Source organism: Levilactobacillus tujiorum (assembly GCF_012641185.1).
In the GTDB taxonomy this organism is placed as follows: domain Bacteria; phylum Bacillota; class Bacilli; order Lactobacillales; family Lactobacillaceae; genus Levilactobacillus; species Levilactobacillus tujiorum.
Genome location: NZ_JAAXLK010000033.1, coordinates 1 through 13,464, shown reverse-complemented (window position 1 = coordinate 13,464; position 13,464 = coordinate 1). Strand labels below are relative to the sequence as shown.

The following is a 13,464-nucleotide window of genomic DNA, read 5'->3' as shown; positions in this document are numbered from 1 at the left end:
TATTATAATAATGATCGGATTCAAGGTAAGCTTGGGTATTTATCACCACGTGACTTTGAGCTAGCACAAGCAGCATAAAACGTTCCAACTTTTGGGGTACACGTCATCTTTCGAGGCTTCAAGTTGTGTTCGCACCGATCCAGCCCATATCTGCTGACCGGTAAGGCGCAGGGATCCATCCTGTGGTAGAAACACCAGCTAATCCAAAAGGGTAACCAGCGAAAGTAAACGCTGGTTACCCTTTTTACGGCTTGTTTATTCATCAACATGGGCCGCATTTTGTAACTGGATCATGTCATAATAGTAGCCCTGCTTCTGCATCAACTCATCATTAGTGCCTCGCTCAACAATCTTACCGTGATTGAGGACCAAGATCAGATCGGCATTTTGAATCGTCGATAGCCGGTGCGCAATGGCAATTGTCGTTCGATTCTCTTGAATTCGTGACAACCCATTTTGAATCATGCTCTCCGTTTCCGTGTCAACGTTAGCCGTGGCCTCGTCCAAGATCAGAATCTTAGGATCGGTGACCACCGTCCGGGCAAACGTGATTAATTGCCGTTGACCAGCCGAATATTCCGTCCCCCGTTCAAGCACGGTCGTCGCATATCCCTGTGGTAGTTGATCAATGAATTCATCCGCCTGAACAAAGTGGGCCGCTTGCCGAACCTGCTTATCAGAGATTTTCGTGTTAAACATCCGAATGTTGGTTTGAATATCGCCATAGAATAATTGCGGTTCCTGCAGCACGAGTCCCATCTTGGTCCGTAATTCTTCCGCTGGATACTCACGGATATCTCGGTCATCAATTAACACTTCCCCCGATTGAAACTCGTAGAAGCGCATCAACACGTTGATTGTCGACGTTTTCCCAGAACCGGTCTGACCAACCAGTGCGATAGTCTGGCCGGGTTCTGCGACAAAGGAGACGTCCCTTAGCACCGGATGCTCCTGATCATAGGCGAACGTTACGTGCCGAAATTCAATTTTACCACGCGTAATCTTAGCGTCAGCTACGGGATGCTGGGCTGGCGCGACCGTCTGATCATCAATGACCCGCAACACGCGCGATCCTGCGACCATCCCATTTTGAAAGTCACTCAGACTATCCATCATATTACTCATTGGACTATAGAAATTATTCAGGTAAGTGATAAATGCGTAAATAACCCCGGCAGCCACCACCTCATGAATTCCCCGAATACCGAAGATACTCAACACAATGACCGTCCCTAAGGCGTAGAACAAGTTGATAATCGGACTCAGTAGTAACGAATTGGTCCGAATCATTGCCTTACGCGTGTCGTAATAGGCCTGATTGGTGGCCTCAAAATTGCCCGCTGTCCGCCGCTCTTGCCGAAATTCTTGAATCACACTAATTCCGGTAATCGCTTCAGCCAACTTCGTATTCAATTCACTCAAGCGTTCCCGCATGCGACGATAAACTTTCGAACTGTACCGTTGATAATACCAAATCGTAACGCCCAAGAAAGGCACTAGAATCAACGTCCACAGCGCGACCGTCAGATCCGTAAAGGCCATTGCCAGAAATGATGACACCACCGCAAAAAGCGCTAAGATCAAGGTGTTCAACAAAGCCCAGAAGTTAGAAAAGGTCATGGTATCATTCATCAACCGGGACAGAATCGACCCCCCGGGCGTTTGATCAAAATACCGCATGCCCTTGCCATGTAACTGACTGAAGAGTTGCCGGCGCACATTTTCCAACATGTACTCGGCTCCCATCGTGCTGGTATAGTTCTGCCAAAACTGGGTCGCCGCCCGGAGGATCATGCCAAAGAAGTATAACCCCGCGAAGAGCCACATAATCGTCAGCGTGGCGTTACCAGCCCGCAAGTACCGGTCCATATACATTTGTAATAGCCAGGGCAGGAAAACATTAATGCCACTAATGACGGCAGATAAAATGATTGACCCTACGAAGAACCATTTGTAAGGCGCCGCAAATCTTAGTAGTCGTTTGATAACCGTCCACTGTTCTTTAGTCGACATGCTATGGGCCCAAGCTGACTCATGCTTATCCGTCATCACGAACGCCTCCCTTCACCTGTGTTTCCAGCTGTTGCTGCTCAAAGACGCGTTGATACCAACCATGGGCTGCCATCAATTGCTCGTGCGTTCCACGTTCAACGACTTTTCCTTGGTCAAGAACCAAGATCTCATCTGCACCCATCACAGAACTCAGTCGATGAGCCGAAATGATCGTCGTCTTATTGGCCCGCTCGGCCTTGAGGTTGGCTAAGATTTCCGCCTCCGTCTCCGCATCAACCGCAGACAGCGCATCGTCTAAGATTAACAGTTCCGGATTGATCAGTAATGCCCGTGCAATAGCCATACGTTGCCGCTGACCTCCAGATAATGAAATGCCTTCTTCACCCACCTGAGTGTCGTAGCCTTCTGGCAGCTGGGCAATCTGACCCGCTAAATCACTCTTGGCCGCCGCGGCTTCAACTTCAGCCTTTGTCGCATCTGGCTTCGCAAACCGAATATTTTCAAAAATATTTGAAGAAAAGAGGAAACTCTCCTGGGGCACGTAGCCAATCGCTGGCAAATAGCTGTCCAGCGCATAATCCTTAATTGGGTGCCCCCCAAATTGGATCTCACCATCGTAGGCATCGAATTCGCGCAAAATAAGCTTCATGATGGTGGACTTACCGGCTCCGACCCGACCAACAATCCCCAAAGTCTTGCCGGCTTGTAGGTCAAAGTCAATTTGCTGGAGACTAGCCCCCGCATCATCTGGATAATCAAAGCGTTGGACGTGATAGCTTAAAGTTCCAGTTGGGCGCGTCTTCAATCCATTAACCCGATCAACAATATGGGTCTTTTGATTGAGTAGCTCCATTACCCGATCGTAACTGGCATTTCCCCGCTCCATGGTGTTGAACAACATGCCGACCGCAAACATCGGCCACACCATCATCGCCAAGTAACTGATAAAAGAGACCAAATTACCAATCGTGATGACGTGATGCGTCACAAACAGCCCGCCTAACACAATCGTCGCCACATAAGACAGTGAAATCACCAACGTAATTGCTGGATCAAACAACGAATCCAACCGGTTAACCCGGCGATTAATTTTAATGGTCCGGGACACTTGTTGGTCAAAATCGGCAACGTCATCGGCCTCTTGTCCCAAGGCCTTAATCACTTTGATCCCACTAATACTCTCCTGCGCCTTATTGTTTAACCGGGAGAATGCGGCTTGTGAGGCACCAAAGGCGCGATGAATCCGCTGACCCAGCAGCCAAGAAATAACCGCTAAAAACGGAAAGGGAATAATCGCAATCAGCGTCAAGCGCCAATCAATCAGGGTCATCATGGCAATTAAAGTCGTACCACCCGTAATAATGGCATCAGCGAATTGTAGAATACCACCGCCGGCAACCCGCTGAACAGCTTCCAAGTCATTGGTGGCATGCGCCATTAAGTCACCCGTCCGATAACGCTGGTAGAACTCGCGATCCATCACCATAAAATGATTGAACAGCCGATTCCGGAGCAACTGTTCCAGCCGAGCAGCACCGCCCCAGATCGCATTCCGCCATAAATAACGCGTAGCATATTGGCCAACCGCGGCCAGCGTAATGAGACCCAAGTCCAAGACCAGCATGCGCCCAGTCATGGTTTGCCCGTGAATGCCATCGACCAGGTTCCCAATAATCCGCGGTGGAACAATGGCAATGATGGCCGTTAACAACAGCCCTATAATCCCGACAAGATAAATTCGCCATTCTAGACGAAAGTACCAGGCTAATTTACGAAAAATACTCACGAACAGCCCTCCTTCACGTTAAATTAAAATATGATTAAATTGTAACAGACTTTCTAAGTTTACAGAACTTTTCATAAAACGCAAACAAAAAAACTCGCTCCAGAAAAAAACTGGAAGCGAGTCGGCAATGTAGCTAAACCTACTTTTTGCGATTTGATTGTTGTTGCATCGCGTTCATCATTTGATGTAACTTACGTTGTGATGGCTTTTGCCCCATTTGCAACATCATAGCACGCAGTTGGTCTTCGTTAATTGGTGGATTGTCTTTCAGATAATTTTCCATGTACTTACGAGCACCGAAGAAGCCCCCAGCAGCACAGCCAAGGCCGACAACGATGACGATAATGATCCAGATCCAAGTTGACAAGGTATTCCCCTCCTTTTAAAGTCATTCATTTTACAATTTTACACAAACTTAAGGCAAAATAAAAGAGCGAATCCGGCAAAAAGACCCGCTCTCGAAATTAATTGTCGCGTAAACCCTTTTTGCGTTGAATATTACGGACCTTTTCGGGCGTTACTTCATTGCCATCCTTGTCGTAAACTTGCATCATTTCAACTTGACTTCTGAAGCTTTCTTTAAATAGTTTCAGGTACTTCTTCCGCAATACGGCGCGCTCCGAGACCTCTTCGGTAGTTAAGCCCTCACTTGACTTAGCCTTGTGGGCCAATTCATTGATTCTTACTAATAAGGTGTCCATCGTTTCTTCAGCCATGAACAATCCTCCTTTATTGGATAGTTTATTCGATCAGTCTCCGCATCGTTAATTAGGAGACAACTGATTCTGATATTTTCGACAAGCCCTATCATATCAGGGTTATTTCTAGATTTCAACTCATTTAACCGAACATCTGTTTGAAAACGGTGCAAACGTATGCTACACTGTGATTAAACTATACTACGAATGACGAACGAGGTGGCAAAAATGAGTAAAGCTTCTGAAAGTAAACAGCTAGCCGTCCTGCGCTTCATCTGGGAACGGGTAAATGAAAAAGGGTATCCGCCAACCGTCCGTGAGATTGGTGAAGCTGTCTCCCTTTCTTCAACCTCTACGGTGCACGGCCACATCGCCCGCCTAGAAAAGAAAGGCCTTTTGACCAAAGATCCCACTAAGCCCCGGGCACTGGAAGTAACGCCCGCAGGACTAGAAGAATTAGGCGTCCATGAACAACAAACCCGTATCCCAGTTTTGGGTACGGTAACCGCTGGGGAACCAATCCTGGCCGTTCAGGAAGCAACTGACTACTTCCCAGTTCCACCTGAATTTGAACGCGACGATGATCAACTCTTCATGTTGACTATCCGCGGTGAAAGTATGATCAACATCGGTATTCTCAATGGTGACCAAGTGATTGTCCGCCGGCAGCAAAACGCGGACAATGGTGATATTGTGATCGCGATGACGGAAGACAACGAAGCAACCTGCAAACGGTTCTTCAAGGAAGCCGATCACTTCCGCCTGCAACCAGAAAATGATACGATGGCGCCAATTATTTTAAATAACGTCAGCATTCTAGGTAAGGTCGTTGGCTTGTTCCGCGATGACGTTCACTAAATACTGATAGTACCACAAAGGCAGCTGCTTATCCGGTTAGGGTTAGCAGCTGCCTTTTAATTCTGGTGTTCTTTTAGTTAGTAATACCGGCTAAATGACTTTGCCGTGATAGTGGCTTTCAGGTAAAGTTGAAAAATCGTATGCTGCTAAGGCTTCTGCTTCTCTCAAGTAAGCGTGTAACCCTTCAGCAATCATCAAATTAAGGATCGTGTCCTTTTCATGCAGGATCACGACTGGCTTTCTGCTGTGAAAAGCATAGCCAATCTCAAAGGCCGTTCCTGAATCGACCTGATCATCAACGAAGTCAACTAGACCAACCACCACGTCTGCGTGATCAATCTGAGCGACATCCATCTTAAACGTTTCGGTGGCCCACTCTGGCGTTCCCATGGTTAACCCAGGGATTTCACCTTTTCGGGGACTAAAAAAACTCGTTACTCGGGGGTTAGCGGCTAAGGCCTGTTCCACCCGTTCAATCCGTGAAATTTGTTCATCATCAAAGAAGGGTCCCGCTAAATAAACATTGGTCACACTAATCTCCTCATTTCTCTCGTATGTGAGTCTTATTATACCGGAAACATTAACTTTTAGCGATATTATTTTAATTAATATTCGGTTATAAAACACTAAAATCGTTTAATTTAATTAATCTATTAATATTATTCGAGTTTAACCCTCCCAAACGTCAGCCTTTCATGAACCATTTTTTTCATGCTATACTGAATATAATCGAAAATTTTGGGGGCTAAATAATGATGATGCTTGGTTTTGCCATCATGGGTGGTTTAATTACAGTTATTGCTGGCTTTTCACTAATGAATGCCATTCATACCGGCAATTCAAAAATTGGGGTTAGTCTGCTGCTCGCAGCGGCACTCTTGGGAACTATATTTGCTATTTGGAAATTACCTTATTGGTCAAACCAGTCTGAAACGCCGGCTGCACATACAGCCAAGAAGGCACAGCTTAACTCACATGCTGACCAGGCCTTCTCTACTAGCTCTGGTCAAGTTACACAAGCCGATAACGAGAAAAGTGTTGCACAACAACTGAGTAAGGCACTTAGTAAACTGGGGACTGTTAGTTTCGATCAATCCCATAAAACGTACACCTTGACCGTCACCAATCATGATCTCAAACAAACGATTGCAGCCTTAACTAAGAAACCCAGCCTGGCCAAACAAGCTAAGTGGCCACGCTTCGTAGAAAATTTCACTAAAACTAGCGGATCGCTTGAAAAGTCGTTGGGTAAAGGGTACACCTTAGAAGTTCGCGTTGGTCAGCAGTCCCCCGTTCTGGTCTTTAAAGACGGCTACGTGGTCAAAAATCAATTCGAATAATCATCATACCATAAGTAAAGCGGTTGGGATCTTGGTCTCAACCGCTTTTTAGTCTTAAATTTATACTGTGAACGCGTGGACCAATGCGTCTCACTGACCACTGTCGGATGCTAACGACTGCGATACTGCCGTTGTTGGCGTTGCCGACCGGCTAGGTAATATTTCGCCTGCACCTCACCAACTGGCAACTGAACATCACGACCGTCATTGCTGAGCTGAGCCTGATAGATTGCCTCGTACTCCGCGACACTGACTCGCCGTCGTTTCGCTAACAATTGATCAAGCTTATCGTTATCAAACCCTTGTTGATAGTGTGGTTGCAGGATGCCACTGAAGAATTCACCCTCGGCTCCTGAGCCATAGCTGAATAGGCCCAGACGATCGCCCGCTTGCATGCGACCATGCCGTAGCAAAGAAAGCAAGCTCAGATATAACGAGCCCGTGTAGAGATTACCCACGTGACGATTATCGAGTTGGCTAGCCTCAAATGCTTCCTTCAATTGTGCCTGCTGGGCTGGGGTAGCTTCCGGGAGAATCTGACGCAATCCTTTTCGCCCCATCTTGGTAAAGGGAAGATGAAAGACGAAGGCGTTAAAGTCCGCAATAGTTCGCTGAGTCTGTCGTTGATAGTCGGCCCACACCGTTTTGAAGAAATCCAAGTAAACCGTTGTCGAATAGCGGCCATCCACGAGTGCCTCCGTCCGGTAAGTCGGCCGCCAGAAGTCCATGACATCTTCCGTGTGATAGCTGCTGGTTGACTCTAGTGCCAAGACTTGCGGGTTAGCCGTGACCAGCATGGCAATGGCGCCACCCCCCTGGGTCACTTCCCCCGGAGTTCTTAACCCGTAGCGGGCAATATCCGCACCGATCACCAATACCTTGGCTGTCGGGTGAACGCGGACAAAATCAGCCGCTAGTTGCAGGCCCGCCGTGGCACCGTAACACGCCTGTTTCAATTCAATTGCCCGCGTACTACTAGGCAACCCCAGCAAATGGGCTAAATAAACCGCCGTCGCTTTAGAATTATCAACGCCAGATTCTGTGCCAAATAAAACCATCGCGATCTCTTTCCTTGTGGCGGTCGTCAAAATCTGATCGGCCGCATTAGCCGCCATTGTCACCACATCTTGGGTGGGCGGAATCACGGCTTGTTTGGACTGACCAATCCCGATTAAGTATTTATTGGGATCTTCCCCTCGGGCCGTGGCCAAGTCCACCATATCTAAATAATCATTAGGCGTATAAAACCCGATTTTATCAATCCCCACGCTAACTGTCATTATGCATGTGCCTCCTCGTCATCTTTACACAATGTCCGAGCCATTTGATCCCTTGACCGGCATTAATTTTTCATATTAAGTTTAATTGTACTACACAACTGATTTTCTGGTACGAATGACCACAATCTCTAAGAAACTCTTAACCTGACTAAAAAATAGCCAACTCGGTTTTCAACGTCAATATCGTTGGAATTAACCGAATTAGCCATTATTTGTATATAACAATTTAATCTGATTAAATACTCGCCTATTTCCTGTAAGTGTGCTTTTTGTACATAGCAATTTAGCTACAATTTGTGATCTTTTAGCTGTTGAAGTACCGCGTGTAGCTTTTGCTTAGTTTCCGCACTCACTTGTGGGTATTGCGGATTGAGCGCTTGTAACCGATCAATCAAAATGTTCGACACAATCAGCCGCGCCACACCCTTATCATCGGCCGGAATTAGATACCAGGGACTCTTCTTAGTCGCCGTATTTTCAAGCATGCGGGTATAGGCTAATTGATAGTCATCCCAAAAGGCCCGTTCCTGCATATCACTGGGCGCAAATTTCCAGTTTTTGCTGGGAACTTCAATCCGCCGTTCAAACCGATGGGTCTGCTCGTCCTTAGAAAGGTGCAAGAAGAATTTGATGACCTCGAAGCCTTGGTGCCGCAGATATTTTTCATAATTTCTTAGATCATGATACCGGTGGTTCCAGAATTGGTCATCCACATCCGCTACCGAATTAATGCCAGGCAGGTTCTGTGTCGTCAACATTTCTGGATGAACGTGGCTAATGAGGACATCCTCGTACTGAGAACGGTTAAAGATCCGAATCTCCCCACGTGAGGGCAGGGCCTGATTAATCCGCCACAAGAAGTCATGATCCAACTGTAAATGGGTGGGCTGTTTGAAGCTAACCACACTCGTGCCAGACGGATTTAGGCCGCTAAAGACGTGCCGGATCAGACCGTCTTTTCCCGCCGTGTCCATCCCTTGTAGAATCACAATCACCCCGTGCTGCTTCTGCGAATACAAGCGGGCTTGAAGATCACTCAAAGTGGCAACATTAGCATCCAACGCGCTGTTAATCACGGCTTGGTTCGGGCCTTTTTCCACCCGTGTGGCGAGTTGGGCAAGATCTACGGGCCGATTCCCCGCATAACGATAACTGCTCTCAGTACTCATGCACATCATCTCCTATTACCGTTTACCTTAGCATGCTTATTCATGGGATGCTAGTGAACACCCGAACTTTTTTGAAATTCACGGCAAAATCTTCGCGTTCCCTTTTCAACCTTGATATACTGATGATGTAACCACTTACTTGATCAACGGAGGCCTCGAGTATATGAAAAAAATTACAGCATACTTTGTGCGACACGGTCAAACGATGTTGAATCACTATAATAAAGTTCAAGGTTGGATCGACTCTCCTTTAACTGAAAAGGGACGTGCCGATGCCAAGCGCGCCGGTCAACAGCTCTGCAATATTCCGTTTGCGTCTGCGTACAGTAGCGATTCTGGCCGGGCCATTGAAACGGCACGGATTGCATTGAGAGAAAATCCTGATAATATGAACATCGTCACCTATCAGTATCCCGAATTCCGCGAACAGTGCCACGGCTACTTTGAAGGCAATGATCTCAACCAGATGTGGCAATTCGTTGGGGCGCAAGTTGGCCTCACCTCGGAATCTAAGGTGCTCGGCACTTATGGTTTGGAAAAAGCGCGAGACTTGATTCACCAGGCTGATCTCTACGGTGAAGCTGAGAGCAACGCTATGTTTTGGGAACGGCTGGATCGTGGATTTGATAAATTACGGGCCAACACCAAGGATGGCGATCAGGTTTTGGTCGTCTCCCATGGAATGACCATCCGCTCCATTATTGACCGCTACGCTCCCGAATTAGATGAAGGCGTCGCAACTATCAATGGTAGTATCACCAAGCTGGAAATTACGGATGACAATATTCACGTCGACTTCTTTAATAAAATTGACTTTCAATCTTAAGCCGGAGGTGTTTTAAATGAAAAATGTTCATCGTTCATTAAATAATCGTGTCTTTGCTGGTGTTATTGGTGGCATTGCGGATCATTTTGACTGGAATGCAAACATTGCTCGGTTGATCTTCGTTTTGCTGGCCATCACCCCTATGTTCCCTGGTTTAATCGCCTACTTAATCCTCTGGATGATTATGGGTGATCCTGAATAAATGACTGAAGTCCGGGGCTAACCTGGGCTTTTTTCATCTTTAAAAGCATAAATATGAAAACGCTAACAAAATATTCCACAATTCGATTGACGTTGTGGAACGGTTAGTCTACAATTTGAATTAACAACGAGTTATACCCGCTATAACTTGAACGCTTTAAAAACTCAAGGAGGTTCTCTACCATGGCAAATTCAGAAAAAACGTTAGTCTTAGTTAAACCGGATGGTGTTGCGGAAGGACACATTGGTGAAATTATTTCACGACTTGAAAGTAAGCGCTACCAAATTACTGCTCTTAAGGTGGTCAACGCAACTACCGACCAATTAAAACGGCATTACAGGGAACAAGTTGACAAGCCCTACTTCAACGAGATTGAGACTTACATGAAGGAAGGTCCCCTGGTTGCGATCATTGTGACGGGAACCGACGTCGTTAAAGCGGTTCATAACTTAGCGGGCAAGACACGGCCCAACGATGCCCAGCCGGGGACTATCCGGGGCGACTTTGCTCACGAATATCCCGATGGCATCCTGAGAAATATCGTTCATACCGCCGATAGTAGAGAGAATGCCCACCATGAAATTGCCATTTGGTTCCCAGAGTTAGCGGTCGCAGCTCATCAAAAGGTTACCGCTAAAGAAAAAGTTGGCACCAAATAAATACTAACCTGAACGCCTGACAAAGCCTCATTGTCAGGCGTTTTTATTTTTCATTGATAACTAATAAATGATCGAACCACACTTTTGCATGGCATTCGACTATACTGATAGTAAAGACTAATCACATTTTAGACATAAAAATCACTTTTAACATATACTTTTCATAAGAAATAAATATTTTCGTAACGATTCTGTCTTCTTTGCGGCTTACAATATGAATCAACAGGAAAGGAGCCAACCCAATGAGTGATCTATTTATCAGTTATCAAGCAGCCGATCCACTGGCTCATTCTTTTCAAGTCCAGCTGCGGGAATGGGCACAGAAGAATTGGGCATTTCCCACCATCAGTTTCCACGATCAGTGTCTGCCCGTGCAGTTCACTGGCACGCGCGCGCCCGCTTTGAAACGGCAAATTCGTAAAGAGATCCGTCAGTCAAACCGAATTCTAATCATTATTAGTCGCGAAACGTGGCAATCCGAATGGGCTGACTGGGAAATTGCGATGGCCCGTCAAGCGGATAAACAGGTTCTAGCCGTCAAACTTGATAACACGAGTATGTCCCCGTTGGGTTTACTCGACGCCGAACCAGCCTGGATTGATCCTTTCGACCCGGCTGCCCTCATGCAAGAATCATTTTAAAAATCCGCTTGCAATTATGGTCATTATTGGTAAAATATATTAGTAGTGACATGGAGAGTTGGCAGAGTGGTAATGCACCGGACTCGAAATCCGGCGAACCGGCTAATACCGGCGCGCAGGTTCAAATCCTGTACTCTCCTTTTAGGCAATTAATAGGAACTTTTTTAAAAATAAGAATCCCGTCAAATCAATGTTTGATGGGATTCTTATTTTTTTGAAACCATAGAAAAGCACTAGTATCTGCATCCGTTTTGCGCATATTTTGCGCGTTCGCTTTTACTCATTACCCCTGACACACCGTTCGTAGCGGGATCTCGCTAAGTTCATTCAAAAAATTTGTACAACGTTTGCGCGTTTGCGCAAAACAGCCGCCCTGTCAAATGGTAGGACGGTTATTTTTTATCGCTGTGGTTTCACCACAGCCTCTGATGCAACTTATCAATCTCTTTATAATGTATAATAAGAATTAAGTTTTTGTGCGTGAATGGATTTGACATAACGCACATTTACGCGAAATACAGAAATAAATATTAGGAGGGATTATCTTGTGTAAGTATTCCAACTTAGTGGATCAACAGAACATCAATTGTACCCCAGAAGGGGAAGATTATCGTTACAAGCTACAAATACAACTTATCAATCAAGTCGGCGGTACCCGGGAAGCAATTGTTCTAATGATGAACCCCAGCAAAGCAGATGCTGGCAAAAGCGACCCAACCACCAACGAATTGTTAATGTACCGTAAATATAATAAATTTACAATATTCAATGTGCTTCCGTTTCGAGGACAGCCACACGAACTCTTATCCAAGCATTCTAGCAAGCTGAATTCTGAAGACGCTCATGTAAAGAAAAATCTAAAAAGCATCATAGATTACGTAAACAAAGCCCAAAATGTTGACATAGTATTCGCTACTGGCGACTTAACAAATAATACTAAGATAAAGAACACCACCGAGTGTGATACTCGTAAATTAAGGGAGCCCTTTCAAGACCAATATAATAAAATCTGTCAAGTCCTAAGTAATCCTAAGTACAGTAACCGAATTTTCGCAGTTACCAATTGTGGTCAAAAGATTAATTACTTTGGAAGACATCCTAGTCGTAACGGTTTTGATATCCAACGTGTGAAAATTGAGAAAGCCAGAGGCAAGTTTAAGTATAAATTAATTGTAATATAACTATACCATTCTTTGAATAATAAAAACCACCCGTTAAACGGGTGGTTTTCTCTAGGGCTATAAGCCCTGAGTACTGGCCAGCGTCTCAAGGCGCTGGCTTTTGTGTGTCAAAGCCAAATTGCATTTGTCACTTTTGCTGCCGCTTTAAGCGGCGTTTGTATTGCTTACCGACCCTTAAAAGGGTCCTCATATTCCCGGACGCTGAGCTTATCTACCGCTTGATCATGTTTCTCTTGATCACGAATATATTTTTTGATGGTAGCTTCATTCATACCCACCGTGCTCACATAATAGCCTACTGACCAAAAGTGTCGGTTCCCAAACTTATACTTTAAATTTGCATGCTGATCAAACATCATCAACGCACTTTTACCTTTCAAATATCCCATAAAACTTGATACACTCAACTTTGGTGGAATACTTACCAACAGATGAACATAATCTGGCATCATATGCCCTTCAAGAATTTTTACCCCTTTGTACTTACACAAGAGTTTAATATCTTCCTGTAAGTCACGCCGATATTGATTATAAATCATCTTTCTCCTATACTTTGGAGTGAATACGATATGGTACTTGCATAACCACTTTGTGTGCGCAAGACTGTTGAGTTTATTCGCCATTTAAAAAGTCCCCTTTCGATTTAGCAATGTTGGATTCGACACCTACATTCTAATTCTTACGGGGGGCTTTTTGGTATGACGAATTTACAATTGAAGTGCAACAGTAGTCAGAAAGTATAAAAGAAGACTCATAGTCTGAGTCCTTGTAAAATGGAATCACCACAACACCACTTACAAGGGGGACTCAG

16 protein-coding genes and 1 tRNA gene are annotated in these 13,464 nt (G+C 45.4%); 9 read left to right on the top strand and 8 right to left on the bottom strand.

The window, feature by feature from the left end; translation table 11 throughout:
- The coding region (locus tag HF569_RS12705; protein ID WP_408610810.1) for an IS3 family transposase at window positions 1-78 on the top strand (78 nt) is incomplete at its 5' end.
- A gap of 177 nt (window positions 79-255) precedes the next feature.
- Here the strand turns inward: HF569_RS12705 and HF569_RS11870 are convergent.
- The 4 genes from HF569_RS11870 to HF569_RS11855 all read right to left on the bottom strand — a co-directional run bounded on the left by HF569_RS11870 (window position 256) and on the right by HF569_RS11855 (window position 4,515).
- Window positions 256-2,049, bottom strand: coding sequence for an ABC transporter ATP-binding protein (locus HF569_RS11870; protein ID WP_168902589.1), 1,794 nt, complete (start codon window positions 2,047-2,049; stop codon window positions 256-258).
- Window positions 2,039-3,799: an ABC transporter ATP-binding protein gene (locus HF569_RS11865; RefSeq protein ID WP_168902588.1), complete on the bottom strand. Its 1,761-nt coding sequence runs from the start codon at window positions 3,797-3,799 to the stop codon at window positions 2,039-2,041. Before HF569_RS11865 ends, HF569_RS11870 begins: the two co-directional genes overlap by 11 nt.
- A gap of 139 nt (window positions 3,800-3,938) precedes the next feature.
- Window positions 3,939-4,166 carry a YneF family protein gene (locus HF569_RS11860; RefSeq protein WP_168849002.1) on the bottom strand — a complete coding sequence of 76 codons (228 nt, stop codon included), beginning with the start codon at window positions 4,164-4,166 and terminating at the stop codon, window positions 3,939-3,941.
- 97 nt (window positions 4,167-4,263) lie between these two features.
- Window positions 4,264-4,515 carry a DUF896 domain-containing protein gene (locus HF569_RS11855; RefSeq protein ID WP_168849001.1) on the bottom strand — a complete coding sequence of 84 codons (252 nt, stop codon included), beginning with the start codon at window positions 4,513-4,515 and terminating at the stop codon, window positions 4,264-4,266.
- Window positions 4,516-4,725: 210 nt separating this feature from the next.
- Here HF569_RS11855 and lexA point away from each other — a divergent pair, with 210 nt between their 5' ends.
- Window positions 4,726-5,355 (top strand): transcriptional repressor LexA, encoded by a 630-nt coding sequence (lexA, locus tag HF569_RS11850; protein WP_168849000.1) that lies wholly within the window; start codon window positions 4,726-4,728, stop codon window positions 5,353-5,355.
- Between the two features lie 90 nt (window positions 5,356-5,445).
- Here lexA and HF569_RS11845 read toward each other — a convergent pair whose 3' ends face one another.
- Window positions 5,446-5,886, bottom strand: coding sequence for a nucleoside 2-deoxyribosyltransferase (locus tag HF569_RS11845; RefSeq protein WP_168902587.1), 441 nt, complete (start codon window positions 5,884-5,886; stop codon window positions 5,446-5,448).
- Between the two features lie 221 nt (window positions 5,887-6,107).
- Here HF569_RS11845 and HF569_RS11840 point away from each other — a divergent pair, with 221 nt between their 5' ends.
- On the top strand, window positions 6,108-6,695 hold the full coding sequence (locus HF569_RS11840; protein ID WP_232842626.1) for a hypothetical protein: 588 nt from the start codon (window positions 6,108-6,110) through the stop codon (window positions 6,693-6,695).
- 110 nt (window positions 6,696-6,805) lie between these two features.
- On the opposite strand, the gene HF569_RS11835 is transcribed toward HF569_RS11840, so the two are convergent.
- Entirely contained in the window at window positions 6,806-7,975 is a 1,170-nt protein-coding gene (locus HF569_RS11835; protein ID WP_168902586.1) for a hydroxymethylglutaryl-CoA synthase, read from the bottom strand.
- A gap of 287 nt (window positions 7,976-8,262) precedes the next feature.
- Window positions 8,263-9,144 (bottom strand): PPK2 family polyphosphate kinase, encoded by an 882-nt coding sequence (locus HF569_RS11830; protein WP_168848997.1) that lies wholly within the window; start codon window positions 9,142-9,144, stop codon window positions 8,263-8,265.
- A 163-nt stretch (window positions 9,145-9,307) separates the two neighbouring features.
- Between HF569_RS11830 and HF569_RS11825 the strand changes: the two genes are divergently transcribed.
- The 6 genes from HF569_RS11825 to HF569_RS11800 all read left to right on the top strand — a co-directional run bounded on the left by HF569_RS11825 (window position 9,308) and on the right by HF569_RS11800 (window position 12,653).
- A complete protein-coding gene (locus HF569_RS11825; RefSeq protein WP_168902585.1) occupies window positions 9,308-9,970 on the top strand; it encodes a histidine phosphatase family protein in 663 nt (220 codons plus the stop codon).
- Window positions 9,971-9,986: 16 nt separating this feature from the next.
- Window positions 9,987-10,172: a PspC domain-containing protein gene (locus HF569_RS11820; RefSeq protein WP_168902584.1), complete on the top strand. Its 186-nt coding sequence runs from the start codon at window positions 9,987-9,989 to the stop codon at window positions 10,170-10,172.
- A gap of 182 nt (window positions 10,173-10,354) precedes the next feature.
- Complete coding sequence (gene ndk / locus HF569_RS11815; RefSeq protein WP_168902583.1) at window positions 10,355-10,831, top strand: nucleoside-diphosphate kinase; 477 nt, start codon at window positions 10,355-10,357, stop codon at window positions 10,829-10,831.
- A gap of 242 nt (window positions 10,832-11,073) precedes the next feature.
- Complete coding sequence (locus HF569_RS11810; RefSeq protein WP_168848993.1) at window positions 11,074-11,472, top strand: TIR domain-containing protein; 399 nt, start codon at window positions 11,074-11,076, stop codon at window positions 11,470-11,472.
- Between the two features lie 52 nt (window positions 11,473-11,524).
- Window positions 11,525-11,612, top strand: a tRNA-Ser gene (locus tag HF569_RS11805).
- Between the two features lie 405 nt (window positions 11,613-12,017).
- Complete coding sequence (locus HF569_RS11800) at window positions 12,018-12,653, top strand: DUF1643 domain-containing protein (RefSeq protein WP_168902582.1); 636 nt, start codon at window positions 12,018-12,020, stop codon at window positions 12,651-12,653.
- Window positions 12,654-12,817: 164 nt separating this feature from the next.
- Here HF569_RS11800 and tnpA read toward each other — a convergent pair whose 3' ends face one another.
- Complete coding sequence (gene tnpA, locus HF569_RS11795; RefSeq protein ID WP_168902581.1) at window positions 12,818-13,276, bottom strand: IS200/IS605 family transposase; 459 nt, start codon at window positions 13,274-13,276, stop codon at window positions 12,818-12,820.
- Window positions 13,277-13,464 lie beyond the last annotated feature (188 nt).

Coding starts and splice junctions, on each gene's coding strand:
- HF569_RS11830 (WP_168848997.1), bottom strand. CDS start 9,144: ATGAGTACTGAGAGCAGTTATCGTTATGCGGGGAATCGGCCCGTAGAT.
- lexA (WP_168849000.1), top strand. CDS start 4,726: ATGAGTAAAGCTTCTGAAAGTAAACAGCTAGCCGTCCTGCGCTTCATC.
- tnpA (WP_168902581.1), bottom strand. CDS start 13,276: ATGGCGAATAAACTCAACAGTCTTGCGCACACAAAGTGGTTATGCAAG.
- HF569_RS11835 (WP_168902586.1), bottom strand. CDS start 7,975: ATGACAGTTAGCGTGGGGATTGATAAAATCGGGTTTTATACGCCTAAT.
- HF569_RS11855 (WP_168849001.1), bottom strand. CDS start 4,515: ATGGCTGAAGAAACGATGGACACCTTATTAGTAAGAATCAATGAATTG.
- HF569_RS11825 (WP_168902585.1), top strand. CDS start 9,308: ATGAAAAAAATTACAGCATACTTTGTGCGACACGGTCAAACGATGTTG.
- HF569_RS11870 (WP_168902589.1), bottom strand. CDS start 2,049: ATGACGGATAAGCATGAGTCAGCTTGGGCCCATAGCATGTCGACTAAA.
- HF569_RS11840 (WP_232842626.1), top strand. CDS start 6,108: ATGATGATGCTTGGTTTTGCCATCATGGGTGGTTTAATTACAGTTATT.
- ndk (WP_168902583.1), top strand. CDS start 10,355: ATGGCAAATTCAGAAAAAACGTTAGTCTTAGTTAAACCGGATGGTGTT.
- HF569_RS11820 (WP_168902584.1), top strand. CDS start 9,987: ATGAAAAATGTTCATCGTTCATTAAATAATCGTGTCTTTGCTGGTGTT.
- HF569_RS11810 (WP_168848993.1), top strand. CDS start 11,074: ATGAGTGATCTATTTATCAGTTATCAAGCAGCCGATCCACTGGCTCAT.